Annotated in this window: 20 protein-coding genes and 4 tRNA genes; 17 read left to right on the top strand and 7 right to left on the bottom strand. The window is 58.8% G+C overall.

All coding sequences use genetic code 11. The annotated features are described in order from the left end of the window. The first annotated feature begins 1 nt into the window (after position 1). Both AO068_RS12330 and AO068_RS12325 read left to right on the top strand, forming a co-directional pair. A tRNA-Asp gene (locus AO068_RS12330) sits at positions 2–78 on the top strand. A gap of 233 nt (positions 79–311) precedes the next feature. After that, a complete protein-coding gene (locus tag AO068_RS12325; protein WP_058408487.1) occupies positions 312–1,130 on the top strand; it encodes a DUF2242 domain-containing protein in 819 nt (272 codons plus the stop codon). A 158-nt stretch (positions 1,131–1,288) separates the two neighbouring features. Here the strand turns inward: AO068_RS12325 and ilvA are convergent, their stop codons facing one another. Beyond that, positions 1,289–2,824, bottom strand: a complete 1,536-nt coding sequence (gene ilvA, locus AO068_RS12320; protein ID WP_083509074.1) for a threonine ammonia-lyase, biosynthetic — start codon at positions 2,822–2,824, stop codon at positions 1,289–1,291. Positions 2,825–2,945: 121 nt separating this feature from the next. On the opposite strand from ilvA, the gene AO068_RS29245 reads away from it, so the two are divergent. Next, complete coding sequence (locus AO068_RS29245; protein WP_010208991.1) at positions 2,946–3,365, top strand: hypothetical protein; 420 nt, start codon at positions 2,946–2,948, stop codon at positions 3,363–3,365. A gap of 6 nt (positions 3,366–3,371) precedes the next feature. Here the strand turns inward: AO068_RS29245 and AO068_RS12310 are convergent, their stop codons facing one another. Beyond that, entirely contained in the window at positions 3,372–4,412 is a 1,041-nt protein-coding gene (locus AO068_RS12310) for an AraC family transcriptional regulator (RefSeq protein ID WP_058408486.1), read from the bottom strand. A gap of 2 nt (positions 4,413–4,414) precedes the next feature. Beyond that, the gene (locus AO068_RS12305; RefSeq protein ID WP_058408485.1) at positions 4,415–5,548 is read right to left on the bottom strand and encodes a nitrilase-related carbon-nitrogen hydrolase; all 1,134 of its coding nucleotides are present in this window, start codon (positions 5,546–5,548) and stop codon (positions 4,415–4,417) included. 203 nt (positions 5,549–5,751) lie between these two features. On the opposite strand from AO068_RS12305, the gene AO068_RS12300 reads away from it, so the two are divergent. The 3 genes from AO068_RS12300 (at position 5,752) to AO068_RS12290 (ending at position 10,247) form a co-directional block, all read left to right on the top strand. Further along, positions 5,752–7,791: an NADPH-dependent 2,4-dienoyl-CoA reductase gene (locus AO068_RS12300; RefSeq protein ID WP_058408484.1), complete on the top strand. Its 2,040-nt coding sequence runs from the start codon at positions 5,752–5,754 to the stop codon at positions 7,789–7,791. A gap of 25 nt (positions 7,792–7,816) precedes the next feature. After that, positions 7,817–8,761 carry a 1-aminocyclopropane-1-carboxylate deaminase/D-cysteine desulfhydrase gene (locus tag AO068_RS12295; RefSeq protein WP_058408483.1) on the top strand — a complete coding sequence of 315 codons (945 nt, stop codon included), beginning with the start codon at positions 7,817–7,819 and terminating at the stop codon, positions 8,759–8,761. A gap of 148 nt (positions 8,762–8,909) precedes the next feature. Next, entirely contained in the window at positions 8,910–10,247 is a 1,338-nt protein-coding gene (locus AO068_RS12290) for an MFS transporter (protein WP_058408482.1), read from the top strand. 260 nt (positions 10,248–10,507) lie between these two features. Here AO068_RS12290 and lpxH read toward each other — a convergent pair whose 3' ends face one another. Continuing rightward, complete coding sequence (gene lpxH, locus AO068_RS12285) at positions 10,508–11,254, bottom strand: UDP-2,3-diacylglucosamine diphosphatase (protein ID WP_058401919.1); 747 nt, start codon at positions 11,252–11,254, stop codon at positions 10,508–10,510. Further along, positions 11,251–11,754, bottom strand: a complete 504-nt coding sequence (locus AO068_RS12280) for a peptidylprolyl isomerase (protein WP_058401920.1) — start codon at positions 11,752–11,754, stop codon at positions 11,251–11,253. The genes lpxH and AO068_RS12280 overlap by 4 nt, the downstream gene beginning before the upstream one ends. A gap of 207 nt (positions 11,755–11,961) precedes the next feature. Between AO068_RS12280 and AO068_RS12275 the strand changes: the two genes are divergently transcribed. Continuing rightward, on the top strand, positions 11,962–13,656 hold the full coding sequence (locus AO068_RS12275; protein ID WP_058408481.1) for a glutamine--tRNA ligase/YqeY domain fusion protein: 1,695 nt from the start codon (positions 11,962–11,964) through the stop codon (positions 13,654–13,656). 19 nt (positions 13,657–13,675) lie between these two features. After that, positions 13,676–15,058 carry a cysteine--tRNA ligase gene (cysS, locus tag AO068_RS12270; RefSeq protein WP_011168154.1) on the top strand — a complete coding sequence of 461 codons (1,383 nt, stop codon included), beginning with the start codon at positions 13,676–13,678 and terminating at the stop codon, positions 15,056–15,058. A gap of 138 nt (positions 15,059–15,196) precedes the next feature. Here the strand turns inward: cysS and AO068_RS12265 are convergent, their stop codons facing one another. Continuing rightward, complete coding sequence (locus AO068_RS12265; RefSeq protein WP_058408480.1) at positions 15,197–17,050, bottom strand: sigma-54-dependent Fis family transcriptional regulator; 1,854 nt, start codon at positions 17,048–17,050, stop codon at positions 15,197–15,199. A gap of 299 nt (positions 17,051–17,349) precedes the next feature. Between AO068_RS12265 and AO068_RS12260 the strand changes: the two genes are divergently transcribed. The 6 genes from AO068_RS12260 to AO068_RS12235 all read left to right on the top strand — a co-directional run bounded on the left by AO068_RS12260 (position 17,350) and on the right by AO068_RS12235 (position 23,372). Continuing rightward, the gene (locus AO068_RS12260) at positions 17,350–18,444 is read left to right on the top strand and encodes an ABC transporter ATP-binding protein (protein ID WP_058408479.1); all 1,095 of its coding nucleotides are present in this window, start codon (positions 17,350–17,352) and stop codon (positions 18,442–18,444) included. Next, positions 18,444–19,559 carry an ABC transporter ATP-binding protein gene (locus tag AO068_RS12255; protein ID WP_058408478.1) on the top strand — a complete coding sequence of 372 codons (1,116 nt, stop codon included), beginning with the start codon at positions 18,444–18,446 and terminating at the stop codon, positions 19,557–19,559. Before AO068_RS12260 ends, AO068_RS12255 begins: the two co-directional genes overlap by 1 nt. Further along, positions 19,552–20,418, top strand: coding sequence for a carbohydrate ABC transporter permease (locus AO068_RS12250; RefSeq protein ID WP_002552729.1), 867 nt, complete (start codon positions 19,552–19,554; stop codon positions 20,416–20,418). Before AO068_RS12255 ends, AO068_RS12250 begins: the two co-directional genes overlap by 8 nt. 10 nt (positions 20,419–20,428) lie before the next feature. Next, positions 20,429–21,229, top strand: coding sequence for a carbohydrate ABC transporter permease (locus AO068_RS12245; RefSeq protein WP_003315280.1), 801 nt, complete (start codon positions 20,429–20,431; stop codon positions 21,227–21,229). A 12-nt stretch (positions 21,230–21,241) separates the two neighbouring features. Continuing rightward, positions 21,242–21,514, top strand: a complete 273-nt coding sequence (locus tag AO068_RS12240; RefSeq protein ID WP_057401451.1) for a DUF2160 domain-containing protein — start codon at positions 21,242–21,244, stop codon at positions 21,512–21,514. Between the two features lie 85 nt (positions 21,515–21,599). Further along, on the top strand, positions 21,600–23,372 hold the full coding sequence (locus tag AO068_RS12235) for an ABC transporter substrate-binding protein (protein ID WP_044321923.1): 1,773 nt from the start codon (positions 21,600–21,602) through the stop codon (positions 23,370–23,372). 61 nt (positions 23,373–23,433) lie between these two features. Here AO068_RS12235 and folD read toward each other — a convergent pair whose 3' ends face one another. After that, a complete protein-coding gene (gene folD, locus AO068_RS12230) occupies positions 23,434–24,288 on the bottom strand; it encodes a bifunctional methylenetetrahydrofolate dehydrogenase/methenyltetrahydrofolate cyclohydrolase FolD (RefSeq protein ID WP_044321922.1) in 855 nt (284 codons plus the stop codon). Between the two features lie 293 nt (positions 24,289–24,581). Between folD and AO068_RS12225 the strand changes: the two genes are divergently transcribed. The 3 genes from AO068_RS12225 (at position 24,582) to AO068_RS12215 (ending at position 24,926) form a co-directional block, all read left to right on the top strand. Further along, a tRNA-Arg gene (locus AO068_RS12225) sits at positions 24,582–24,658 on the top strand. Between the two features lie 51 nt (positions 24,659–24,709). After that, a tRNA-His gene (locus AO068_RS12220) sits at positions 24,710–24,785 on the top strand. Between the two features lie 56 nt (positions 24,786–24,841). After that, positions 24,842–24,926, top strand: a tRNA-Leu gene (locus AO068_RS12215). The last annotated feature ends 144 nt before the right edge of the window (positions 24,927–25,070 follow it).

The following is a 25,070-nucleotide window of genomic DNA, read 5'->3' as shown; positions in this document are numbered from 1 at the left end:
CGCAGCGGTAGTTCAGTCGGTTAGAATACCGGCCTGTCACGCCGGGGGTCGCGGGTTCGAGTCCCGTCCGCTGCGCCATACACCGCTTCAAGGCCCTTGAACTCCTTGAAGCAAACACGAAAGCGACCCTAGGGTCGCTTTTTTGTTGTCTGCGTTTTGTCCGTAGGCGAGTAGGGTGGTTGGCCTGAACACGTGTTGTATCCAAATCCTTTTGATCTGTACGTTGATCCAGCGTCGGCCTTGTTGCAGACTTACCGCCATTTCCCAGTTCGCAGTCTTGCTGGCAGTCTTTTCCTTCCTCAGGATTTTCGATGTTTAAGCTACTGAACGTTCGTACCGCATTCTGGATCTCTGCCGTGTTGATGGCAGCTGGTTGTTCATCGCCGAAGCAGGCGGTTTATGACCACGAACATTTCGATGACGCCGGGACCTTCTCCCGTAGTTATCCCGCCACCGACCTGGCTTATTGCGAAGCGGGGCGGCGTGCCTTGTTGAGCCAGGGCTATATCATCACCAGCAGCGACCCGAAGATGATTGCCGGTCGCAAGAGCTTTCAACAGACCGGCGATGCGCATATTGAAATCAGCTTCAATCTGGTGTGCGCCGCTGATGCGAAGGATGGCAGTTCGACCATGTTCGCCAACGCTCTGCAGGACCGCTATGCGCTGAAGAAGACCAACAACTCGGCCAGCCTCGGGGTCGGAGTGCTGGGCTCTGTCTCGATGCCGATAGGCTCCACTGACGACTCGATGGTCAAGGTGGCCAGTGAAACCGTGTCATCGGCGAAGTTCTACGAGCGCTTTTTCGGTCTTGTGGAAAACTTCCTGCCACCGGAAGTGAAAAAGGCTGCGCATATTGTCGAGAAGCCCAAAGCAGATCTGGGTGTTCCTGATGTAGCCCCTGCCGCAGCTGAGCCGGCCAAGGCGGCCGAACCCGCCAAACTGGCTCCAGCAGCAACGGAGTCGCCCGCCAAGGCCGAACCCGCTGCCCAATCAGCCACGCCGCCCGCGGCAAGCGAACCACTGCCAGCGCCAGCCGAGCCTGCATCGTTCAAGGCGGAAACGGTCGACACACCGGCAGCCGAGCCAACAGACAGTACCAAGCCAACCGAGGCTGAGCCCGCTCAATAACGGCTGTCGTGATCATGCACGGCAGAAGCAGAGCGTCCAGAACTGCATCCCCACGCAGAGCGTGGGGACGATAATCAAGGTGTCCAGAGAACCTCTATCGTGCCCATGCTCCGCGTGGGTATGCCGGTCCGCATGAGGAACGAGAGGTATCCACGTCCTCAGCCCAGAAACAACCGATACGCCGGGTTCTCGCTCTCGTCCCAATACGGGTAACCAATCTCGTCCAGCGCTGCGCCCACCAGATGCCGCTCTTCCTCCGGCACTATCAAACCAGCGACCACCCGGCCGTCTGCTGCGCCGTGGTTGCGGTAATGGAACATCGAGATGGTCCAGCGGCCGCCCAGGCGGTTGAGGAAGTTGAACAGCGCGCCGGGGCGCTCCGGGAATTCGAAACGCAGTACTACTTCGTCGTCGACGCGCTCGGCATGCCCGCCGACCATGTGGCGGATGTGCAGTTTGGCCAGTTCGTTGTCGGTCAGGTCCAGCACCGGAAAACCCTGCCCGGTCAGGCTGGTGATCAGCGTGCTGCGCGGGTCGTTCTCCGGGTGAGTCTGCACGCCGACGAAGATGTGCGCTTCACGGTCGGTGTGGTAGCGGTAGTTGAATTCGGTGATCTGGCGCTTGCCGATGGCTTCGCAGAATGCCTTGAAGCTGCCCGGCTGCTCGGGAATGGTCACGGCGATGATTGCTTCGCGGCCTTCGCCCAGCTCGGCGCGCTCGGCAACGTGACGCAAACGGTCGAAGTTGACGTTGGCTCCGGAGTCGATGGCCACCAGTGTCTGACCGCTGATGCCGCGCTGCTCGACGTATTTCTTGATCCCGGCAACACCCAGCGCGCCCGCAGGCTCGGTGATCGAGCGGGTGTCGTCGTAGATGTCCTTGATCGCCGCGCAGATTTCATCGGTGCTGACGGTGATCACCTCATCGACATAATGACGGCACACTTCAAAGGTGTGATGGCCGATCTGCGCCACCGCCACGCCATCGGCAAACAGCCCGACCTGGCTCAGCACCACGCGCTCCCCGGCGGCCATCGCCGCTTGCAGGCAGTTGGAGTCGTCCGGCTCGACGCCGATCACCTTGATCTCCGGGCGCAGGTATTTCACATACGCTGCGATACCGGCGATCAGACCGCCGCCCCCGACCGGAACAAAGATCGCATCCAGCTGCCCCGGTTGCTGACGAAGAATCTCCATCGCCACGGTGCCTTGCCCGGCAATCGTATCGGGGTCGTCATACGGGTGGATGTAGACGAAACCCTGTTCGTCGACCAGTTTCAGCGAATAGGCCAGCGCTTCGGGGAAGGAGTCGCCGTGCAGCACCACTGTGGCGCCCCGCGAGCGCACGCCTTCGACCTTGATTTCCGGGGTGGTGCGCGGCATGACGATAGTCGCCAGAATGCCCAGTTCGCGTGCCGCCAGTGCCAGACCTTGCGCGTGGTTACCCGCCGAGGCCGTGACCACGCCGCGTGCGGCCTCTTCTGCGGTCAATTGCGCCAGCTTGTTGTACGCGCCGCGAATCTTGAAGGAGAACACCGGCTGCAGGTCTTCGCGCTTGAGCAGCACCTGATTGCCCAGCCGTTCGGACAGCTGGCGAGCGCCGTGCAGCGGGGTTTCGATAGCCACGTCATAAACACGGGAGGTGAGGATCTTGCGAGCGTAATGATTGAGCAGATCGTACTGGCCTTGGCTCATCGCGTCGATCCCTCATACATGCGCAGTCCGGCAACAGGTGGCAGAGCGATAATCAGGTTCAGGAAGGCGCGAAGGGCGATAGAGCGAGGGATAACGATCATGTCTGACTCCTGGTTCAATAATGTTGCCCAGGAGACAGAAGAAACCCGCCTCCAGGGCGGGTTTTTGCAAACGTCGGCTAACCCGCCATGACTGGAATGACGGTAATAATAATCTGGCCGAGGTTTTGCTTGATGAGGTTCATGGCCCTGAGGTTAGGTCGACACGGGCCTGCAAGTCAATAGTGCCTGGCTGGCCGCGTATCGAGAGACGTGCTGAATCGGCGACGATCTTTTTCGTCTGTTTGATAGGGATCAACATTTTTATTTCACATTGGCACTTTAATGTTGATCTTGCGGTCAGTTATTTCAGCTTTAATTATCACCCATACTCAATCAGCCAAGAGGGCGAAGAAATGGACGAATACCAGGAAGAACTGCTTGAATACCGTGCATCGGAGCTGGACCCGGTAGAGCCTGCCGACGACGCTACCGAGTTATGAAAGGCTTCATGCGCTTTGGCGCTGGCTGCGGCGGAACTCTCCCGGAGTCTGTCCGTTCCAGCGTTTGAAGGCGCGTTGAAAGGCTTCGGCAGAAGCGAACCCCAGCAGGTAGGCGATCTCCCCGAACGCCAGTTCAGTGTCGCGAATATAAGTCATCGCCAGATCACGCCGCGTGTCATTGAGCACGGCGCGAAAGCATGTGCCTTCCTCGGCCAGCTTGCGTCGTAGTGTCCAGGTCGGCAGCTTGAGCCTTGCCGCCACTTCTTCCAGATCCGGTTCCCTGCCGCCGTTCAATAGCGGCCCAAGCAGTTGAATGATGCGTTCACGCAAGCTGCGGGTACGGGTCTGTTGCTCCAGCTCGGCTTCGCATAATTGCAGCAGATGCCGCCAGGTACTCGGGCAGTGGTCCGGGTTGCGTAATGCAAGGCAGTTCTGATCCAGGCGCAATTGATTGGTGGCGGCGGCAAATATCACCGGGCTGTCGCTCAGGCTGGCGTATTGCGCGGCGTAGTCAGGCGCTTCGAATTCGATCTCGACGCGTTGTGCACGCAGCCCGGTGCCCGCCAGTGTCGAGAGCTGAGCAAGCCAGCCCGCCAGGATCGAGTCCACAACAAAGCGGTTGTACGCGTTATAGGGGCTGATTGAATAGAAGCGCATCCAGGCGCCTTGCGCATCCTCGTGAAAGCTCGACTGACCGCGATAGTTGGACGCATACAATGGCTCGAAACGGATCAGTGTGCGGGCGGCCTCGCGCACTGTGGGGGCCTGCGCGGCGGTCACGCCCGCCAGACCTGCATGCGCGAAACGACTGAGCTGGCCCATGTACAAGCCGAACCCGGGCTGGCCGGTAAGCTGTATGGCAGCATGTCCCAGGCGCATATAGCGCGGGATCGACAGTCGCGCACCCGCCTGACTCAGGCGGGCGGGGTCCAGACCGTACTGCTCGAGCAGCGGATCAGGATTCTTGCCCAAGCGAGTGACCGCGCCGGCCAGACTCTGGATGTAGCCCACCGACAGGTCACCAAGGCGCAGGGTCAAGGTCGACATCATCAAAGCCAGAGGTTGATCAGACGGGCACCGCCAGCGGGGCCATTGTCAGACGACGGTTCGGCTATTGTCTGACCTGCGTGGCTGGCAAAACTTTGCCCGGAAACGCCCTGATTCCAGAACTGCCCGCGCATGAACACGCTGACCCCTGCCTGTGCACTGCTTTGTGCAGGACGGCTGATCAGGGTCAGGCGATGCCAGGCTTCGCCCTCGCTGGGATTGTCGGCTGCCATATCGATGTCTGAGTGCCGGGGCTTGCGCCACGGTTCGGACCAGGTGGCCTTGCCGATCACAAAAGCAGGCACCGCAATCAGCTGCGCGCCGCTCTGATTCAAGCGTGCGTAATTGTCCGCGTACCAACTGTCGCCGCCGATCAGCACCGCCAGACGCCCTGCGGGCGTGTCGAGCACATTCAATGGGGCGTCGCTCGCCGTGTGCACGTAGCGTTTCTGAAAACGGTCCGGGTACAGCTGACGCTGAGGCTGGCCGAGCGGCTGGCCATCGCTGCCGAATGTCAGGCTGCTGTTGTACAGGGCACCGTTACCGACTTTCAACTGACCGTTTTCGACACTCGGTTCCGGCAGCACAATCGAGCCTGCCACCAGTGTTACACCGAACTCTTTGGCCAGGCCGCCGAACAGTGCCTGGTAGTCACGTGCCATCGATCTTGCCTTGAGGCGCAGATGGGCGTCATCTACACGGTCTCGGCCTTCGGCACTGAGCATCGCCATGATGAATTGCAGCGGATTGCTCCAGGACAGCCAGTCCATCGCTTCATCGACCGTTGCGGCTTGATAAAGCTCATCCTTCTCGCCACTGGCGAACAGCCAGGTGCCGATATGCTCGGGGAGTACTACCACCGTTCTGTGGTTGATCAGCCCGTAATCGCGGGCCTGTTGCAGATAGGCTGCCAGCTTGCGGTGCAGTCGGTCAGTGTTCTGGTAGTCCGTGGGGAACAGCTCCGGCTCGATGCCAAGCAGGTTTCCGCGTTCACTGGGCTCGCCTTCATTGATTGCCAGGCGAATGCGCAGATCGGACAGGTAATGGCCCGCCGGACGTTGTCCGGTCCAGACTGCGTAACTGACAAGGCTGGCTACGCTCAGCAGGATCAGACAGATGGCGAAGAGTTTGCGCATAAAAAGGCCGGCTGGCTGCCATCAGGAAATTGTCGACTAGGGTAGGACGACGTCAGGCGCTTGCCAAGTGCCGCTGCGCGTTTGGATCAATAACTTGTCACTTTCGGTCATTGAGTGTGGGGCTGGATGCGTCTTTACTGTTGCCCATGAGAGGACCCGCAGAGGTCCTTGTTTTCCCGTGATTGACTCGATGGAGCTTCGCCATGACTGCTGCTCATTACCCGCACCTGCTGGCCCCGCTGGACCTGGGCTTCACAACCTTGCGCAACCGGACCTTGATGGGCTCGATGCACACTGGTCTTGAAGAGCGGCCGGGTGGTTTCGAGCGCATGGCGGCTTATTTTGCCGAGCGGGCACGCGGCGGGGTCGGGTTGATGGTGACCGGCGGGATCGCGCCAAACGAAGAGGGCGGTGTCTACGACGGTGCGGCAAAACTCACCAATGCCGAAGAGGCGGAGCAGCATCGCATCGTTACTCGTGCGGTCCACGAGGCTGGCGGCAAGATCTGCCTGCAGATCCTGCATGCCGGTCGCTACGCTTATAGCCGCAAGCAGGTTGCGCCAAGTGCCATTCAGGCGCCGATCAACCCGTTCACGCCGCGTGAGCTGGACGAAGAGGGCATCGAAAAGCAGATCGCTGATTTCGTGACCTGTTCCACGCTGGCCCGCAGTGCCGGGTATGACGGTGTCGAAATCATGGGTTCGGAAGGCTATTTCATCAATCAATTCCTCGCCGCACATACCAACCACCGCACCGATCGCTGGGGCGGCAGCTATGAAAACCGTATGCGCCTGGCGGTCGAGATCGTTACGCGGGTGCGTGAGGCGGTCGGGGCGGATTTCATCATTATCTTTCGCCTGTCGATGCTGGACCTTGTGGAGGGTGGCAGCACCTGGGAAGAGATCGTCCAGTTGGCCAAGGCTGTCGAACAGGCGGGTGCGACGCTGATCAACACCGGGATCGGCTGGCATGAGGCACGTATTCCAACCATCGCCACCAAGGTGCCGCGCGCAGCGTTCAGCAAGGTTACTGCCAAACTGCGTGGTTCGGTGAAGGTGCCGCTGATCACCACCAACCGGATCAATACCCCGGAAGTTGCCGAGCGCATCCTCAGCGAAGGCGACGCCGACATGGTCTCGATGGCGCGTCCTTTTCTGGCCGACCCGGAATTCGTCAACAAGGCTGCGGCGGGGCACGCCGAACGGATCAACACCTGCATCGGCTGTAATCAGGCCTGCCTTGACCACACCTTCGGCGGCAAGCTCACCAGTTGCCTTGTCAATCCGCGCGCCTGTCACGAGACTGAACTCAACTACCTGCCCACCCGGCAGGTGAAGAAAATTGCCGTGGTGGGTGCCGGTCCTGCCGGTCTGGCTGCTGCAACCGTTGCTGCCCAGCGCGGACATGAGGTGACGTTGTTCGATTCGGCCAGCGAAATCGGCGGCCAGTTCAATATCGCCAAGCGCGTGCCGGGCAAGGAAGAGTTCTCCGAGACGCTGCGTTACTTCCGCAACAAGGTGGAAGAAACCGGCGTGCAGTTGCGCCTCGGCACTCGCATAAAAGCCGAAGACTTGCTAGGGGCCGGCTTTGACGAGGTGATTCTGGCAACCGGCATCGCACCGCGCACTCCTGCCATCCCAGGTATCGATAACCAAAAAGTGCTCAGCTATCTGGATGTCATTTTGCAGCGCAAGCCGGTCGGGCGCAGCGTGGCAGTGATCGGCGCAGGCGGTATCGGTTTCGATGTGTCGGAATTTCTCGTACACCAGGGCGTGGCCACCAGCCTGGATCGTGAGGCGTTCTGGAAAGAGTGGGGCATCGATACCATGCTTGAAGCGCGCGGCGGCGTGGCCGGGATCAAACCTGATGTGCACGCCCCGGCACGCCAGGTGTACCTGCTGCAACGCAAGAGCTCCAAGGTGGGCGACGGCCTGGGCAAGACCACCGGCTGGATTCACCGCACCGGGCTGAAAAACAAGCAGGTGCAGATGCTAAACAGTGTCCAGTACCTGAAAATCGACGATGCCGGTTTGCATATTCGTATTGGTGAAGACGGCGAGGAAAAGCTGCTGGCGGTAGATAACATTGTGATTTGCGCCGGGCAGGACCCGCTACGCGAGCTGTATGACGATCTGGTCTCCGCCGGGCAAAGCGTGCATCTGATCGGCGGTGCAGACGTTGCCGCCGAGCTGGATGCCAAACGCGCTATCGATCAAGGTTCGCGTCTGGCCGCTGCGCTCTGATTCAGCTTGTCTGTAAACTGCGCGGATGATTGTTGACGCCCTTGACTGGCAGCCCACTGCTGCGCTGCAACGCTTGAACCTGCCCTGGCTGCAAGATGCCGGGGTGGAGGCGGCAATCCTGCGCCTGGACCTTATTGACTCGCTGATCAGCGGCAACAAATGGTTCAAGCTCAGCGAACACCTGACCCAGGCTGTCGATGCGGGTGCAGAGGGATTGATCAGCCTGGGCGGCGCACACTCCAATCATCTCCATGCGCTGGCGGCAGCGGGCAAGCGCTTCGGTTTCCCGACGGTGGGCCTGTTGCGTGGTCACGCCCAGCAGACGCCGACGGTACTGGACCTGCAAGCTTTTGGCATGCAATTGCACTGGCTGGGCTATGCGGGTTATCGAGCACGACATGCTGCAGATTTCTGGCTGCCCTGGCAGGCGCAATATCCTGAGCTGTATCCGATTGCCGAAGGCGGTGGCGGGCTTGCCGGTGCGCTGGGCTGCGCAAGGTTGCGGGAGATGGTCGATAGCCAGCTCGGGCACCTTGGCTGGGACGATTATCACGGCTGGTGGCTGGCAGTTGGCACAGGCACAACGCTTGCCGGTTTGCTGTTGGCCGAGGCCGGCGCCCATCCGGTATATGGCGCGATGGCGGTGCCGGACGATCATGGCGTTGCTCAAAACATCATGGCTGTGTTGAAAGAAGCCGCAGGGTCGCAGGTGAACGCCTCGCCGAGCCTGCCCGCTGCCTGTGTCCTGCTGGAGGCCAGCCGGGGCGGTTTCGCCAGAACCGATGCCGCGCTGCTCGACTTCATCGCCAGCAGCGAGGCGCATAGCGGCGTACCTCTGGAGCCCTTGTACACCGGCAAGGCTTTGCTGGCCCTGCACGATGAGGTGCTGGCCGGTCGGTTCAAGTCAGGCAGCCGTCTGGTCCTCGTCCATACCGGTGGCCTGCAGGGGCGGCGCGCGATGGGCCTGTAAGCCTTGTCGCAGAGCGCTTGGCATGAATTCTGCGCAGATCGGTGGCGAGACGTCGGCCATGACTACGTGGATGACACTTCTGGAGTGAGGCATCCGGGTCGCTGTCTCGATAATTGGTCCATTCCAGATCAATACGCCGAGGTCAGCCATGACAACTACCGCCGTAGAGCAAGTCGATCCTGCCACGCTGAAAAAGGTCATCGTCGCAGCGGCCATCGGCAACTTCGTCGAATGGTTCGATTTCGCCGTGTACGGCTTTCTGGCAACCACCATCGCGCTGCAATTTTTCCCCAGCGGTGACAGCAGCGCCGCGTTGTTGAAAACCTTCGCCGTGTTTGCCGTGGCCTTCGCATTCCGGCCATTGGGCGGGATTTTCTTTGGCATGCTGGGTGACCGCATCGGGCGCAAGAAGACCCTGGCGATGACCATCCTGTTGATGGCAGGCGCGACCACGCTGATCGGTTTGTTACCGACGTATGCGGCGATTGGCGTGATGGCACCGATTCTGCTGACTGTGATTCGCTGTGCGCAGGGTTTCTCGGCCGGTGGCGAGTATGCCGGGGCCTGCGCCTACCTCATGGAGCACGCGCCGCGCACGCAGCGGGCCTGGTACGGCAGCTTCGTGCCGGTGTCGACGTTTTCCGCCTTTGCTGCCGCAGCAGTGGTGGCTTACGCGCTGGAGTCGTCACTGTCGACCGAGGCCATGAGTAGTTGGGGCTGGCGCCTGCCGTTTCTGATTGCAGCGCCATTGGGGCTGGTCGGTTTGTACCTGCGCTGGAAGCTCGACGAAACCCCGGCATTTCAGGCTGTCACGCAAGAGCACGCCGTGGCTCACTCGCCACTCAAGGACACCTTGCGCCATCATGCAGTAGCCATGTGTTGTCTTGGAGCGTTCGTGTCGTTAACGGCGCTGTCGTTCTATATGTTCACCACTTACTTTGCGACCTACCTGCAAGTGGCGGGCGGGTTGAGCAGGGCGACGGCGTTGCTGGTGTCGTTGATCGCACTGGCCTTTGCGGCTGCTCTCTGTCCGCTGGCCGGTGCCTATTCGGATCGGGTTGGCCGTCGGGTCACTATGGCAACCGCCTGTACTCTGCTGATGGTCGTGGTGTTTCCGTCATTCCTGATGGCCAGCTCCGGCTCGTTCATTGCCTCGATCGTCGGGGTCATGCTGCTTGCTGTGGGCGCAGTGCTGTGCGGTGTAGTGACGGCAGCGCTGTTATCGGAAACCTTCCCGACCCGCACCCGCTATACCGCCTCGGCAATCACCTACAACATGGCCTACACCCTGTTCGGCGGCACCGCGCCGCTGGTGGCGACCTGGCTCATCGGTGTCACGGGCAGCAACCTGTCGCCAGCGTTCTACCTCATCGCCGTAGCCGTATTGGCGATGGCTGGCGGCCTGTCCTTGCCGGAAACCTCGAAAATATCGTTGCATGATGTGCCTGTTACAGGCGATGAGCCGGTGATGCGGTCGATTGCCTGAGCTTCAAGATCGGTATGCCATATAAGTAGCAGCTGCTAACGCAGTGCTTTTCATCCGCGATGGCACTGGCGACGCAGAGTGCGACCTTAGTGACAGGGCGAAGGAATCCGACGAAGTCGGGCCGGAAACAGGGGCGAGGGGCTTTGGTTACTATGGCCCCTCAAAGTAACTCTCCGAGGGGCGAAAAAGGTGACCTGAGTCGAACCCCAATCCACCTGACATCGCAGAACCGCTGTGCTCTCAGCCGCGTTCCCGCGCCATCAATTCAACAGCGCAGTCGTCTCGGGCACAAAGTCGAATGAGCTCAGACTGAAACCCTGCTCATCCACCTGCAACACCCAGCCCTGACGATCCCAGTCGCCCAGCACAATGCGTCTGGCTGCCTGATCGCCAATCTGCAACTTATGAATCGCGGGGCGATGAGTGTGGCCGTGTACTAAGGTGCGCACGCCGAACTGCTGCATGATCCGCGGCACCTCGTCTGGCGTCACATCGACAATATCATTGGCCTTCATACGGGTTTGCGCACGGCTTTCATTGCGCAACTTGCGCGCCAGCTTGTGCCGGGTGCCCAGCGGCAAATGGCGCAGAATGAAAAGCGTCAGCGGATGGCGCAGATAACGGCGCATCCGTATGTAACCTTCATCGCGGGTGCACAGGCTATCGCCATGCATCAACAACACGGGCTCACCGTTCAACTGCACGACGCTCGGATCGCTCAACAGGGTGCAACCCGCTGCCTTGCAGAAACCCTTGCCGATCATGAAGTCGCGGTTGCCGTGCATCAGAAAAATTCGTGTGCCGCTGTCACTCAATGCGCGCAGGGCTTTGCAGATTGAAAGCTGAAACGGTGACATGGCGTCGTCACCGATCCAGACTTCAAAGAAATCCCCGAGGATATACAGCGCCTCGGCTTCGCGGGCGCGGCCCGCGAGCAGATCCAGAAACGCCCGGGTAATGTCCGGGCGCTCCTGTTCAAGGTGCAGATCGGAGATCAGCAGTATCACTCAACGATCTCGGCTTTCTTGATGATCACGTCTTCTACAGGCACGTCCTGATGACCGGCTTTGCTGGAAGTCGCAACGCCCTTGATCTTGTCGACGACGTCGGTGCCTTCGATGACTTCGGCGAACACCGCGTAACCCCAGCCCTGAACGGTCTTGGCGCTGTGGTTCAGGAAGGCGTTGTCAGCCACGTTGATGAAGAACTGCGCAGAGGCCGAATGCGGCTCCATGGTGCGGGCCATGGCCACAGTGTATTTCTTGTTCGGCAGGCCGTTATCGGCTTCGTTCTGAATGCTCGGGCGCTTGTCTTTCTTTTCTTTCATGCCTGGCTCGAAACCGCCGCCCTGGATCATGAAGTTGCCGATTACACGGTGGAAAACCGTGTTTTCGTAGTGGCCAGCGTTAACGTATTCGATGAAGTTGGCTACAGTCAGTGGCGCCTTTTCTGCGTTCAGTTGCAGAACGATGTCGCCGTGGTTGGTGGTCAGCTTTACTTTGGACATGTGGAAAGTCGCTCTATAGTCATGCATGAATGGGCACATTATGACCCTGACGCGCAGTTTACGGACGAGGTTACATTTTTCAGCGCTTTTGCAGCTTTTATGCCCTCAAATGTGCACTCTGTTGTCAGGGACTTGACAGCTTCGGCTATGATAAGCGCTTTGATTTAGTCGGCCTACCCTGGCCGCGCACGTATGTCCAAGGATCCTATGAGCAAGCCCACTCCAGAACCCGCTGCCCATTCCAAGGCAGGCCCAGCCGTACCGACCAATTTCCTGCGTCCTATCGTGCAGGCAGACCTGGACTCGGGCAAGCACAGCAAAATCATCACGCGCTTTCCGCCAGAGCCCAACGGTTACCTGCACATCGGTCACGCCAAGTCGATCTGCGTGAACTTCGGTCTGGCCAAGGAGTTCGGTGGCGATACGCACCTGCGTTTCGATGACACCAACCCGGCCAAGGAAGACCAGGAATACATCGACGCCATCATGAGCGACGTCAAGTGGCTGGGCTTCGAGTGGGCGGGCGAAGTGCGCTACGCCTCGCAGTATTTCGACCAGTTGCACGACTGGGCGGTCGAGCTGATCAAGTCGGGCAAGGCCTATGTAGACGATCTGACCCCCGAGCAGGCGCGCGAATACCGTGGCACCCTGACCGAGCCGGGCAAGAACAGTCCGTTCCGTGAGCGCAGCGTCGAGGAAAACCTCGACCTGTTCGCGCGTATGAAGGCTGGTGAATTCGAAGATGGCGCTCGTGTACTGCGTGCCAAAATCGACATGGCCTCGCCGAACATGAACCTGCGTGACCCGATTATCTACCGCATTCGTCATGCGCATCACCATCAGACCGGCGACAAGTGGTGCATCTACCCGATCTATGACTTCACCCACGGTCAGTCGGATGCCCTTGAAGGCATCACCCACTCGATCTGCACCCTGGAGTTCGAAAGCCATCGTCCGTTGTACGACTGGTTCCTCGATAACCTGCCGGTGCCGTGCAAGCCGCGCCAGTACGAGTTCTCGCGCCTGAACCTGAACTACACCATCACCAGCAAGCGCAAGCTCAAGCAACTGGTTGACGAGAAACACGTCAATGGCTGGGATGACCCGCGCATGTCGACTCTGTCGGGCTTCCGTCGCCGTGGCTACACGCCGAAATCGATTCGCAATTTCTGCGAAATGATCGGCACCAACCGCTCTGACGGCGTTGTCGATTTCGGCATGCTCGAATTCAGTATTCGCGATGACCTGGACCACAGCGCCCCGCGCGCCATGTGTGTGCTGCGCCCCCTGAAAGTGGTCATCACCAACTACCCGGAAGGTCAGGTCGAGAAGCTGGAACTGCCGCGCCATCCGAAAGAAGACCTGGGCATGCGCGAGCTGCCGTTTTCGCGGGAGATTTACATCGATCGCGACGATTACATGGAAGAGCCGCCAAAAGGCTACAAACGTCTTGAACCCAATGGTGAAGTACGCTTGCGTGGCAGCTATGTGATCCGTGCCGACGAAGCGATCAAGGACGCAGAGGGCAACATCGTCGAACTGCGTTGCTCCTACGATCCTGACACCCTGGGCAAGAACCCCGAAGGCCGCAAGGTCAAGGGCGTTGTGCACTGGGTGCCTGCGGCCGAGAGCGTTGAATGTGAAGTGCGTCTGTATGACCGCCTGTTCCGCTCCGCCAACCCGGAAAAAGCCGAAGACGGCGCGAGCTTTCTGGACAATATCAACCCCGATTCCCTGCAAGTGCTGACCGGTTGTCGTGCTGAACCATCATTGGGACACGCGCAACCGGAAGACCGTTTCCAGTTCGAACGCGAAGGTTATTTCTGCGCGGACATCAAGGACTCGAAACCCGGTCAACCAGTCTTCAACCGCACGGTCACGTTGCGGGATTCCTGGACCTGAGATGTCCGAGGGGCAGATAGTGCTTTCTATTTACAACACGCTCACCAAGAGCAAAGAAGTATTCAAACCGCTGGATGGTAACAAGGTGCGCATGTACGTCTGCGGGATGACCGTGTACGACTACTGCCACCTGGGCCATGGCCGCAGCATGGTGGCGTTCGATCTGGTGACGCGCTGGCTGCGCTTCAGCGGTTATGAACTGACCTATGTGCGCAACATCACCGACATTGACGACAAGATCATCAATCGTGCGCGTGACAACGGTGAGTCATTCGACGCGCTGACTGCGCGCATGATCGACGCCATGCACGAGGACGAGGCGCGCCTCAACATCCTCAAGCCGGACATGGAGCCGCGTGCCACCGATCACATCGCTGGCATGCACGCCATGATCCAGACCCTGATCGACAAGGGCTATGCCTACGCGCCGGGTAACGGTGATGTGTATTACCGGGTCGGCAAGTTTCAGGGCTACGGCAAGCTGTCGCGCAAGAAGATCGAAGACCTGCGCATCGGCGCGCGGATCGAAGTGGACGAGTCCAAGGAAGACCCACTGGACTTCGTGCTCTGGAAAGGCGTCAAGCCTGGCGAGCCGAGCTGGGAGTCGCCATGGGGCGCAGGGCGTCCGGGCTGGCATATCGAATGCTCGGTCATGTCGACCTGCTGCCTGGGGGACACCTTCGATATTCATGGTGGCGGCAGCGATCTGGAGTTTCCGCACCATGAAAACGAAATTGCCCAAAGCGAAGCGGCCACCGGCAAGACCTACGCCAATGCCTGGTTGCACTGCGGGATGATTCGCATCAATGGCGAGAAGATGTCCAAGTCCTTGAACAACTTCTTCACCATCCGCGACGTGCTGGAGAAATACCATCCGGAAGTGGTGCGTTACCTGCTGGTATCCAGCCACTACCGCAGCGCGATCAACTACTCCGAAGACAGCCTGCGTGAGTCGAAGGCGGCGCTGGAACGCTTCTATCACGCGCTCAAGGGGTTGCCGGTTGCCGAGCCTGCGGGTGGGGAAGCGTTCGTCGAGCGTTTCAGTACGGCGATGAATGATGACTTCGGCACGCCGGAAGCGTGTGCGGTACTGTTCGAAATGGTCCGTGAGATCAACCGCCTGCGTGAATCCGATGTCACCGCAGCGGCGGGTCTGGCGGCGCGCTTGAAGCAGTTGGCCAGTGTGCTGGGTGTTCTGCAGCTGGAAGCCGACGACTTTTTGCGTGCAGGCGCGGAAGGGCGGGTCGATGCGGCGCAAGTGGAAGCGCTGATTCAGGCACGTCTGGCTGCACGCGCGGCGAAGGACTGGGCCGAATCCGATCGGATTCGCGACCAGATCACCGCCATGGGCGTACTGCTGGAAGACGGCAAGGGCGGCACGACCTGGCGCCTTGCGGACTGATCAAGCAAGGCGGCTAGTGACGCGGAGCATGTGAACGATAATGACCCGGAAGACTATCGTGCCCATGCTCCGCGTGGGCATGCTGTTCTGGACGCTCCGCGTCCGATCCTCGATGTACGGTCTGCCGAAAGCCAAAAACTAGACAATCCGCTGTTCCCGCAACCGCTTGTACAATGTGTTGCGGCTTACGCCCAGGCGTTTTGCCAGCTGTGAAATATTTCCGCCAGCCGCTTGAAACAGTTGGCTCAGGTCTTCTGTCGTGTGAAGGCGCACGGTGGATTCCTGAGCCTTCACCAGCTCTCGGCAGTCCTCATCCATGCCCATATCCAGCAGAAAATCCTCCGGCAAGTGCTCGGTACTGATCGGCTGTTCATCTGCCAAAGCCAGCGCCACCTGAATCACGCTGTTGAGCTGACGAATGTTGCCCGGCCACGGGTGATGTTCGAATAGTTCGAGCACTTCTCTGGAAAAACCCGCCCGTTGATGAGCGTCGCGATGTCGCTCCCAGATACGCTGGATGAGTGCATGTTTGTCGGTGCGCTCGCGCAGTGCCGGGAGTTCGATGCTCAAGCCGCTGATCCGGTAATAAAGGTCCTGGCGAAATCGCCCCGTCTGAACCTGATCGCGCAGGCTGCGATTGGTGGCTGAAATAAGGCGTATATCTACCGCAAACAACTCACTGCTGCCCAGTGGCTGGACGCAGCGCTCTTGCAGCACACGCAACAGTCGCGCCTGTACCGGCAGGGGCATGTCGCCGACTTCGTCCAGAAACAGCGTGCCTTTATCGGCTTTGCGGATCAGGCCAATGCTGCCTTTTTGACTGGCACCGGTGAACGCCCCTCTTTCATAGCCAAATAGCTCGGCTTCGACCAGTTCGGCCGGGATCGCCGCGCAGTTGACAGCGATCAGCGGCTGAGTGGCGCGGCTACTGGCTTGATGCAGGGCTTTGACAAACACTTCCTTACCGACCCCGGTTTCCCCGTGGATCAGCAGCGGGATGTCTTTTTCCAGCAGCCGCTGCGCCTGATTCACGGCTTTCTCGATTTTTGCGTCACCCAGGCTGATCGCTTCCAGGTCCAGGCTCCGCGGCGCGACAGGTGCCTGAACCGGCTGGACGCTGTGCAGCTTCAGCGGCTTGCGGGTCGGACGCTTGAGCAGACATTGAAAGCGATTGTTGCCAAACGCGTGCAGTGCAAACGGCCGCGCTTCTGTCTCGCTGAGCAGTTGCAGGATAGGGCACTTGAACAGCGTTTCGATACTGGCACCGGACGGCGGCGTCCCCAATAAATTGTCAGCGCGTCGATTGGCGCAAAGGATCTGGCCGCTTTCATCAAAAATCAGCAGGCCTGCCCATTGGCTGTCGAGATTGTTCAGGCCCGTATTGAAGATCAGCTGATAGTGCGAGTCGCGGAACTGATCGAGGATCAGTCGGTTTTCCACCGACTGACTCATCATTTTGACCATACCCAGCGTATGCGAGGGGGGCAGGAAACTGTCGCTGGACACATCCAGCACGGCAATGATGCGTCGATCAGCATCGAAGATCGGTGAAGCCGAACCGGTCATGAAGCGATTGGCCTTGAGGAAATGCTCGTCCGGTTCAATGTGAATGGCCTGCTCACAGGCCAGTGCTGTGCCGATGGCATTGGTGCCGGTGCCCCGTTCGCTCCAGCTGGCACCAGCCATGAAGCCCTGTGCCTGGGAAGACTCGACGAAGCGTTGCGCGCCCCAGGATTTGAGCAACTGGCCTTGAGGGTCGGCCAGCAGAATCAGGCAATTGGAGTTGCTCAGAATGTTTTCGTAGACCGGCAGGACTTCCTGATGGGTGGTCTGCACCAGCCCGTGATGGCGCTCCAGCAGCCTGGAAACCTCAGCGCCCGGCAGTTGGCCGAATGAAGGACGCGTCTGATGGCTGAGACCGAAATCCCGGCAGCGCCTCCATGAATCCTGAATGATGATGTCGTGAACGAGCGAAGCGCTGGATTGAGACATGAGGATGCCTGCGAATATGACGTGTTGTTTTTGTTTTTAGGTCCCGTCGGCGTGACCATCCTTGCCCGCAACGTCCGTCCAGTGTCGTTCAGTTTTGTTCAAAGTCAATGTTCATTTTGTTCAAGTGTTCAGTGTTTACTGTTCATTATTGTTCAGCTGTGAAAGGGCTTTCGCCCCCTGAATACGGGGGAAGGCTCTGTTTCGCGGCTCGCAAGCAATCTGGTCGAACTGGCACGAATGTCGCTATCTGCAAACAGTCACGCATTCACCCTTAAGAAAAAAACAACAAAGGGCACGCCATGTCTCTCACGCTGGAGCACGTCAGTCGCGCGGTCGATGGTCAGGTCTGGATCGACGACGCTTCCCTGAGCTTTGAGCCAGGATCTTTCAACGTTCTGCTGGGGCGAACCCTGTCCGGCAAAACCAGCCTGATGCGCCTGATGGCCGGGCTGGACAAGCCTGACAGCGGGCGGGTGCTGATGAACGGGGTCGATGTTACAAATCGACCGGTTCGTCTGCGCAATGTCTCGATGGTTTATCAGCAGTTCATCAATTACCCAAGCATGACGGTGTTCGAAAACATCGCCTCGCCGCTGCGTCAGGCCGGTCTGTCCAAGGACGTGATCCACAGCCGTGTGCAGGAAACGGCGGAGATGCTGCGCATCGAAAAGTTCCTGCAACGCCACCCGCTCGAATTGTCCGGTGGGCAGCAGCAGCGCACCGCGATGGCCAGGGCGCTGGTCAAGGACGCCGAGTTGATCCTGTTCGATGAGCCTTTGGTCAACCTTGATTACAAGCTGCGTGAAGAGCTGCGTCAGGAAATGCGCGAGCTGTTTGCAGCCCGCCATACCATTGCCATCTATGCCACTACCGAGCCCAATGAAGCGCTGGCGCTGGGTGGCACCACCACTATCCTGCATGAAGGGCGGGTGGTGCAGAGCGGCAAGACTCCCGAGGTCTATCACCGGCCGAGCACGGTATTGGCGGCCGAGCTGTTCTCTGAACCGCCGATCAATCTGATGCCGGGCCGTATAGATGGCAATGAAGTCAGCTTCGCCAACTTTGTGCATTTCCCGCTCAACGTCGATCTGCGGGCCGTCGGTGATGGTGAATACCGCTTTGGTGTGCGTCCCAGCCATTTGAGCCTTGTGCCTTCCAACGATGATGATCTGGAGCTGGCGGTCACCGTCGAGCTGGCGGAGATCAGCGGCTCGGAAACCTTTCTGCATGTGCGCAACGAGCTGTTTTCACTGGTTTTGCACCTGCCGGGCGTGCATGCCTACGACGTTGACGCATCGATTCGGGTGTACATCCCGACTCACAAATTATTTGTATTCGATCAGCAGGGCGGCCTGATTCAGGCGCCGGGCCTGCGCATGGCGAGGGTTGCCTAATGGCCGAGATCCGCTTGCAGAACCTGGCGCACAGTTACAGCGCCAAGCCTGGTCCTGACGACTATGCAATTCGCGAGATGAGTCACATCTGGGAGCAGGGCGGGGCTTACGCGCTGCTCGGGCCTTCCGGCTGCGGCAAGTCGACCTTGCTCAATATCATTTCGGGGCTGCTCAGTCCCTCTCAAGGGCAAGTGCTGTTCGACTCGAAAGTGGTCAACGAACTGCCGCCAGAGCGTCGCAACATCGCTCAGGTTTTCCAGTTTCCAGTGATCTACGACACCATGACGGTGTTCGATAACCTGGCCTTTCCGTTGCGCAATCAGGGCCTGGACGAGGCGCGGATTCTCATCAAGGTCAACGAAATTGCCGATGTCCTGGACCTGCAGCCGCTGCTGAAAAAGAAAGCGCGCAACCTCAGCGCGGACGAAAAGCAGAAAGTCTCGATGGGGCGCGGTCTGGTACGTGATGACGTTTCCGCGATTCTCTTCGATGAGCCGCTGACGGTCATCGACCCGCACCTGAAATGGAAACTGCGCCGCAAGCTCAAGCAGATCCACGAGCAATTCAATATCACTATGGTCTACGTCACCCACGATCAACTGGAGGCGTCGACCTTCGCCGACAAGATTGCGGTGATGTATGGCGGACAGATTGTGCAGTTCGGCACACCGCGGGAGCTGTTTGAAAAGCCTTCACACACCTTTGTCGGCTATTTCATCGGCAGCCCTGGCATGAACCTGATTGACGTCACGCCTCAACCGGGCGGTGTCGGTTTTGCCGACATTCATCTGCCGCTGCCTGAGTCGTTGCAGCAAAAGCTTGCCAGCACACCGTGGAAAACTCTGAAAGTGGGTATTCGTCCTGAGTTCGTGCATGTCTGGGACGGGCCTTACGACGATGCGATGTGCGCCGACGTGACCTATGTGGAAGACCTCGGCACCTACAAGATCATTACCCTGAAACTGGCCGGGCAACTGCTCAAGGTTCGTTTGCAGGAAGACAAACCGGTGCCGCACGGTCAGGCCTGGATCAGCTTTCCAGGGCAATGGCTGATGCTCTATGCCGACGATTACCTGCTTGAAGCCGGCCCGGCCAGTGAGGTGTCCCATGCGTAAGGTGCAGAACAACAAAGCCTGGTGGCTGGTGATGCCGGTGTTTCTGCTGGTGGCATTCAGCGCGATTATCCCGATGATGACCGTGGTCAACTACTCGGTGCAGGACATCTTCGACCAGTCCAGCCGCTATTTTGTCGGTACTGACTGGTTTCGCCAGGTCTTGCAGGACCCGCGCCTGCACGATTCGCTGCTGCGCCAGTTCATTTACTCGGGTTGCGTGCTGCTGATCGAGATCCCGCTGGGTATCGCGATCGCTCTGACCATGCCCACCAAAGGTCGCTGGTCATCGTTGTGCCTGATCGTGATGACCATTCCGTTGCTGATTCCATGGAACGTGGTCGGCACCATCTGGCAGATCTTCGGCCGTGGCGATATCGGCTTGCTGGGTTACACGTTGAACAACGTGCTGGGCATCAACTACAACTACGCCGCCAATGCTTCGGATGCCTGGGTGACAGTGCTGGTCATCGACGTCTGGCACTGGACTTCGCTGGTGGCCTTGCTGTGCTATTCAGGGTTGCGAGCCATTCCGGATGTCTACTATCAGGCGGCGCGGATTGATCGTGCCTCCGGCTGGGCCATCTTTCGGCATATCCAGCTGCCGAAGATGAAAAGCGTGCTGCTGATCGCGGTAATGCTGCGCTTCATGGACAGCTTCATGATCTACACCGAGCCGTTCGTGCTCACCGGTGGCGGTCCTGGCAACTCCACCACCTTCCTCAGTCAGACCCTGACCACCATGGCGCTCGGGCAGTTCGACCTGGGGCCTGCGGCGGCGTTCTCGCTGGTGTACTTCCTGATCATTCTGTTGGTGTCATGGGTGTTCTACACCGCCATGACTCACAGCGAAAAGAATTGAGGGGCTGGTCATGAGTCTGCGCAAAATCATACCGCTGTGGATTTACCTGTTGTTTCTGCTGGTGCCGATCTACTGGCTGATCAATATGTCGTTCAAGACCAATACCGAGATCCTCGGTGGCCTGACCCTGTGGCCGCAGGACTTTACCCTGGCCAACTACAAGGTGATTTTCACCGACGAAAGCTGGTACAGCGGTTACCTGAACTCGCTGTACTACGTGTGCCTCAATACCGTGATATCGCTGAGCGTTGCGCTTCCGGCAGCCTACGCGTTTTCACGCTATCGTTTTCTCGGCGACAAGCACCTGTTCTTCTGGCTGCTGACCAATCGCATGGCGCCACCGGCCGTGTTCCTGCTGCCGTTTTTCCAGCTGTACTCGTCCATCGGCCTGTTTGACACGCACATCGCCGTTGCTCTGGCGCATTGCTTGTTCAACGTTCCGCTGGCGGTGTGGATTCTGGAGGGCTTCATGTCCGGCGTTCCCAAGGAGATTGATGAAACGGCCTACATCGACGGTTATAGCTTTCCGAAGTTTTTCGTGAAGATTTTCATTCCGTTGATTGGCTCGGGTATCGGTGTTACCGCGTTTTTCTGCTTCATGTTCTCTTGGGTCGAGCTGTTGCTGGCGCGCACCCTGACATCGGTCAATGCCAAACCGATTGCTGCGGTAATGACCCGTACAGTCTCGGCGTCGGGTATTGATTGGGGCGTGCTGGCGGCGGCGGGGGTGTTGACTATCCTGCCGGGTATGCTGGTGATCTGGTTCGTTCGCAACCATGTGGTCAAGGGCTTTGCTCTTGGCCGTGTCTGAGGAGTCGAAAAAATGGAGTGGATGTCCTGGACACTGCCCACCGCGGCCTTTTTCATCAGCATCGCAGTGCTGCTGGCGGGGATGACCGTATGGGAATTGCGCTCGGCAAGTATCGAGCGCCGTGGTTTTCTGCCGATTGCCACCACGCGTGGCGACCGTTTGTTCATTGGGCTTCTGGGTAGCGCTTACCTGCATTTGCTGGTGATCGGCGCGACCGACTGGAGTGTCTGGATTGCTTCAGGGGCCTCCCTGGTGTGGCTGTTGGTGGTGATGCGTTGGGGTTAGAGGGCGGCCGGGCGCGATTGCCGGGGTGATCCGGTCGGCGATATTCGAAAAGCGGGACTACATAAAAGCAACATTGGAGATGACTATGTTCAATAAGAAAAACAAGCTGCAACATAGCGTGACGCTGGCGACCATGATGATGCTCAGCGGGTTGAGTGTTTCGGCGTGGGCAGATCAGTACGAAGATGCGGCGAAGAAGTGGGCGGCCAGTGAATTCAAGCCGAGTACGCTTTCCGATGCAGAACAGTTGAAAGAGCTGGAGTGGTTCATCAAGGCCGCCGAGCCGTTCCGTGGCATGGACATCAAGGTGGTATCGGAAACCCTGACCACCCACGAGTACGAATCGAAAACCCTGGCCAAGGCCTTCACTGAAATCACTGGTATCAAAGTCACCCATGACTTGCTGCAAGAGGGTGATGTGATCGAAAAACTGCAGACCGCCATGCAGTCGGACAAAAGTATCTACGACGGCTGGGTCAACGACTCGGACCTGATCGGTACGCACTTCCGCTATGGCAAGGCGCTGTCGCTGACCGACCTGATGGCCAGTCCGGAAGGCAGCAAAGTCACCTCGCCGACTCTGGACCTGAAAGACTTCATCGGCACCTCGTTTACCACCGCGCCGGACGGCAAGCTTTATCAACTGCCTGATCAGCAATTCGCCAACCTGTACTGGTTCCGTGCCGACTGGTTCGAACGTCCCGACCTGAAAAAGAAGTTCAAAGACAAGTACGGCTATGAGCTGGGCGTCCCGGTCAACTGGTCGGCCTACGAAGACATTGCCAAATTCTTCAGCGAAGACGTCAAGGAGATCGACGGCAAGAAAGTCTTCGGGCACATGGATTACGGCAAGAAGGACCCGTCGCTGGGCTGGCGCTTCACCGATGCCTGGTTCTCCATGGCCGGCAGTGGCGACAAGGGCCTGCCTAACGGTTTGCCGGTGGACGAGTGGGGCATCCGTGTAGAGGATTGCCATCCGGTCGGCTCCAGCATTACCCGCGGTGGCGATACCAACGGGCCAGCGGCAGTGTTCGCGACCCAGAAATACATCGACTGGCTGAAAGCCTACGCACCGCCTGAAGCTGCGGGCATGACCTTTTCGGAGTCCGGGCCGGTTCCGTCGCAGGGTAACGTCGCGCAACAGATCTTCTGGTACACCGCCTTTACTGCCGACATGACCAAGCCCGGCCTGCCAGTCATGAACGCCGATGGCACGCCGAAATGGCGCATGGCACCTTCGCCAAAAGGACCTTACTGGAAAGAAGGTATGAAGCTCGGTTATCAGGACGTGGGGTCATGGACCTTCCTGAAATCTTCCGACGAGAAGAAGCGCCTGGCGGCCTGGTTGTATGCGCAGTTCGTGACCTCGAAAAGCGTTTCGCTGAAGAAGACCATTGTCGGTCTGACGCCTATTCGCGAGTCCGACATCAACTCCAAGGAGATGACCGCGCTGGCACCCAAACTGGGCGGTCTGGTGGAGTTCTATCGCAGCCCGGCGCGTGTGCAGTGGTCGCCTACCGGGACCAACGTGCCTGACTATCCGAAACTGGCACAGTTGTGGTGGAGCCACGTTGCCGAGGCGGTCACTGGCGAGAAGACAGCACAGCAGGCGCTGGACGGTCTGGCCAAGGATCAGGATGCCATCATGACGCGCATCGAACGTTCCAAGGTTCAGGAAGCCAGCAAGTGTGCGCCGAAGATGAATCCCGAGACCTCTGCCGAGGAGTGGTATACCAAGGCTGAGCAAAGCGGTGGCAAATTCCTCGCACCGCAACGCAAGCTGGCCAACGAGAAACCGAAGGGTGAAACCATCGCTTACGCTGACCTGCTGAAGAGCTGGGAGGCTGGCAAGAAGTAACGTTTTGTCGAGGTAAAAAAACGGCACCTTGAGGGTGCCGTTTTTTATTGCTGCAGGCTGATCAGTCGTGCAGGGTTTCTGCGGCGTACAGCGTGTTTTCCAGCAGGCAGGCACGGGTCATGGGACCAACGCCGCCAGGGACCGGGGTGATCCAGCCGGCGCGGGGCAGGGCAGTCTCGTAAACCACGTCGCCAACCAGCTTGCCATCGTCCTGACGGTTGATGCCGACGTCGATGACAATCGCGCCGGGCTTGATCCATTCGCCCTTGACCAGGCCGGGCTTGCCAGCGGCAACCACCACCAGATCGGCACGGCTTACATGGCCTGCCAGATCCTTGGTGAAACGGTGGGTCACGGTGACGGTGCAGCCCGCCAGCAGCAATTCCATCGCCATGGGGCGGCCGACAATGTTCGACGCGCCAACCACCACAGCATCCAGCCCGTACAGATCGACTCCGGTGCTTTCCAGCAGGGTAATGATCCCTTTGGGTGTGCACGGTCGCAGCAGGGGAATGCGCTGGGCCAGACGGCCGACGTTATAAGGATGGAAACCGTCCACGTCCTTGTCCGGGCGGATGCGCTCGAGCAGCAGCGATGCGTCCAGATGGGCTGGCAAAGGCAATTGCAGGAGGATGCCGTCGACAGCGGCGTCTTCATTGAGGCGGTCGATCAGATCGGTCAGCGCAACCTGAGTGGTATCAGCGGGCAAGTCATAGGCCTGGGAGATAAAGCCGACTTCCTCGCAGTCCTTGCGCTTGTGAGAGACATAGACCTGAGAGGCAGGGTCGCTGCCGACCAGAATCACCGCGAGGCCCGGCGTGCGCAGACCTTGCTGGCTACGTTCGGCGACACGTTTGGCGATCTGCTGGCGCAGGCTGGCGGCGATCGCCTTGCCGTCGATTAGTTTTGCAGTCATGACGCGTGATTAACCATCGAGAGGAAATAAAATGAGCGCGCATTCTCGCATGACATGGCGCGAGGGCAAAGGCGCATGCTGTGGATATTCCGCTAACTCCTTTATCTAGCTGAATTTTTTTCAAAAAAAGGTTGACGACCCCAGGGGCCGTCTATAAGATTCGTCGCACTTGCCGGGCAGAGCCCAGCACTGGTTAAGCTAGCACTGGTTGATTAGGTCAGGCAGAGTTGCAAATCAGCTCGGTGTGATTGAAAGCCTTTTAGTTTGTTCTCGCAAGAATACAAATTATATAAGTGCCCGTAGCTCAGCTGGATAGAGCATCCGCCTTCTAAGCGGATGGTCGCAGGTTCGAGTCCTGCCGGGTGCGCCATTCAAGGCAGCTTTGGCACAGCAAGTAAGTTGTATCGTCACGCGCAATATGGTGGGCGTAGCTCAGTTGGTAGAGCACAGGATTGTGACTCCTGCGGTCGTGGGTTCGAACCCCATCGTCCACCCCATATTAAGAAGGGCGCCAGATTCATAGTCTGGCGCCTTTGCTTTAAAAGTCTGAAATGCGGATGTGGTGGAATTGGTAGACACACTGGATTTAGGTTCCAGCGCCGCAAGGTGTGAGAGTTCGAGTCTCTCCGTCCGCACCAGGATAACTGTAGTCGAGTGGTAACGCTTCGGTTGCAAAAGCTACAAAAAGAAAGCCGCCTAGTGCGGCTTTTTTTGTTTTGGCGTATTCGTTCCATCGCCTCGCGGGTCCGGCGGCCCTATTGCCGCCGGTCGAGTGGGGCGTG

It is taken from the genome of Pseudomonas sp. ICMP 3272, from assembly GCF_001466905.1.
Classification (GTDB): Bacteria; Pseudomonadota; Gammaproteobacteria; order Pseudomonadales; family Pseudomonadaceae; genus Aquipseudomonas; species Aquipseudomonas amygdali.
The sequence above is the reverse complement of the archived record's forward strand: the minus strand, read 5'-3'. Positions and strand labels throughout refer to the sequence as shown.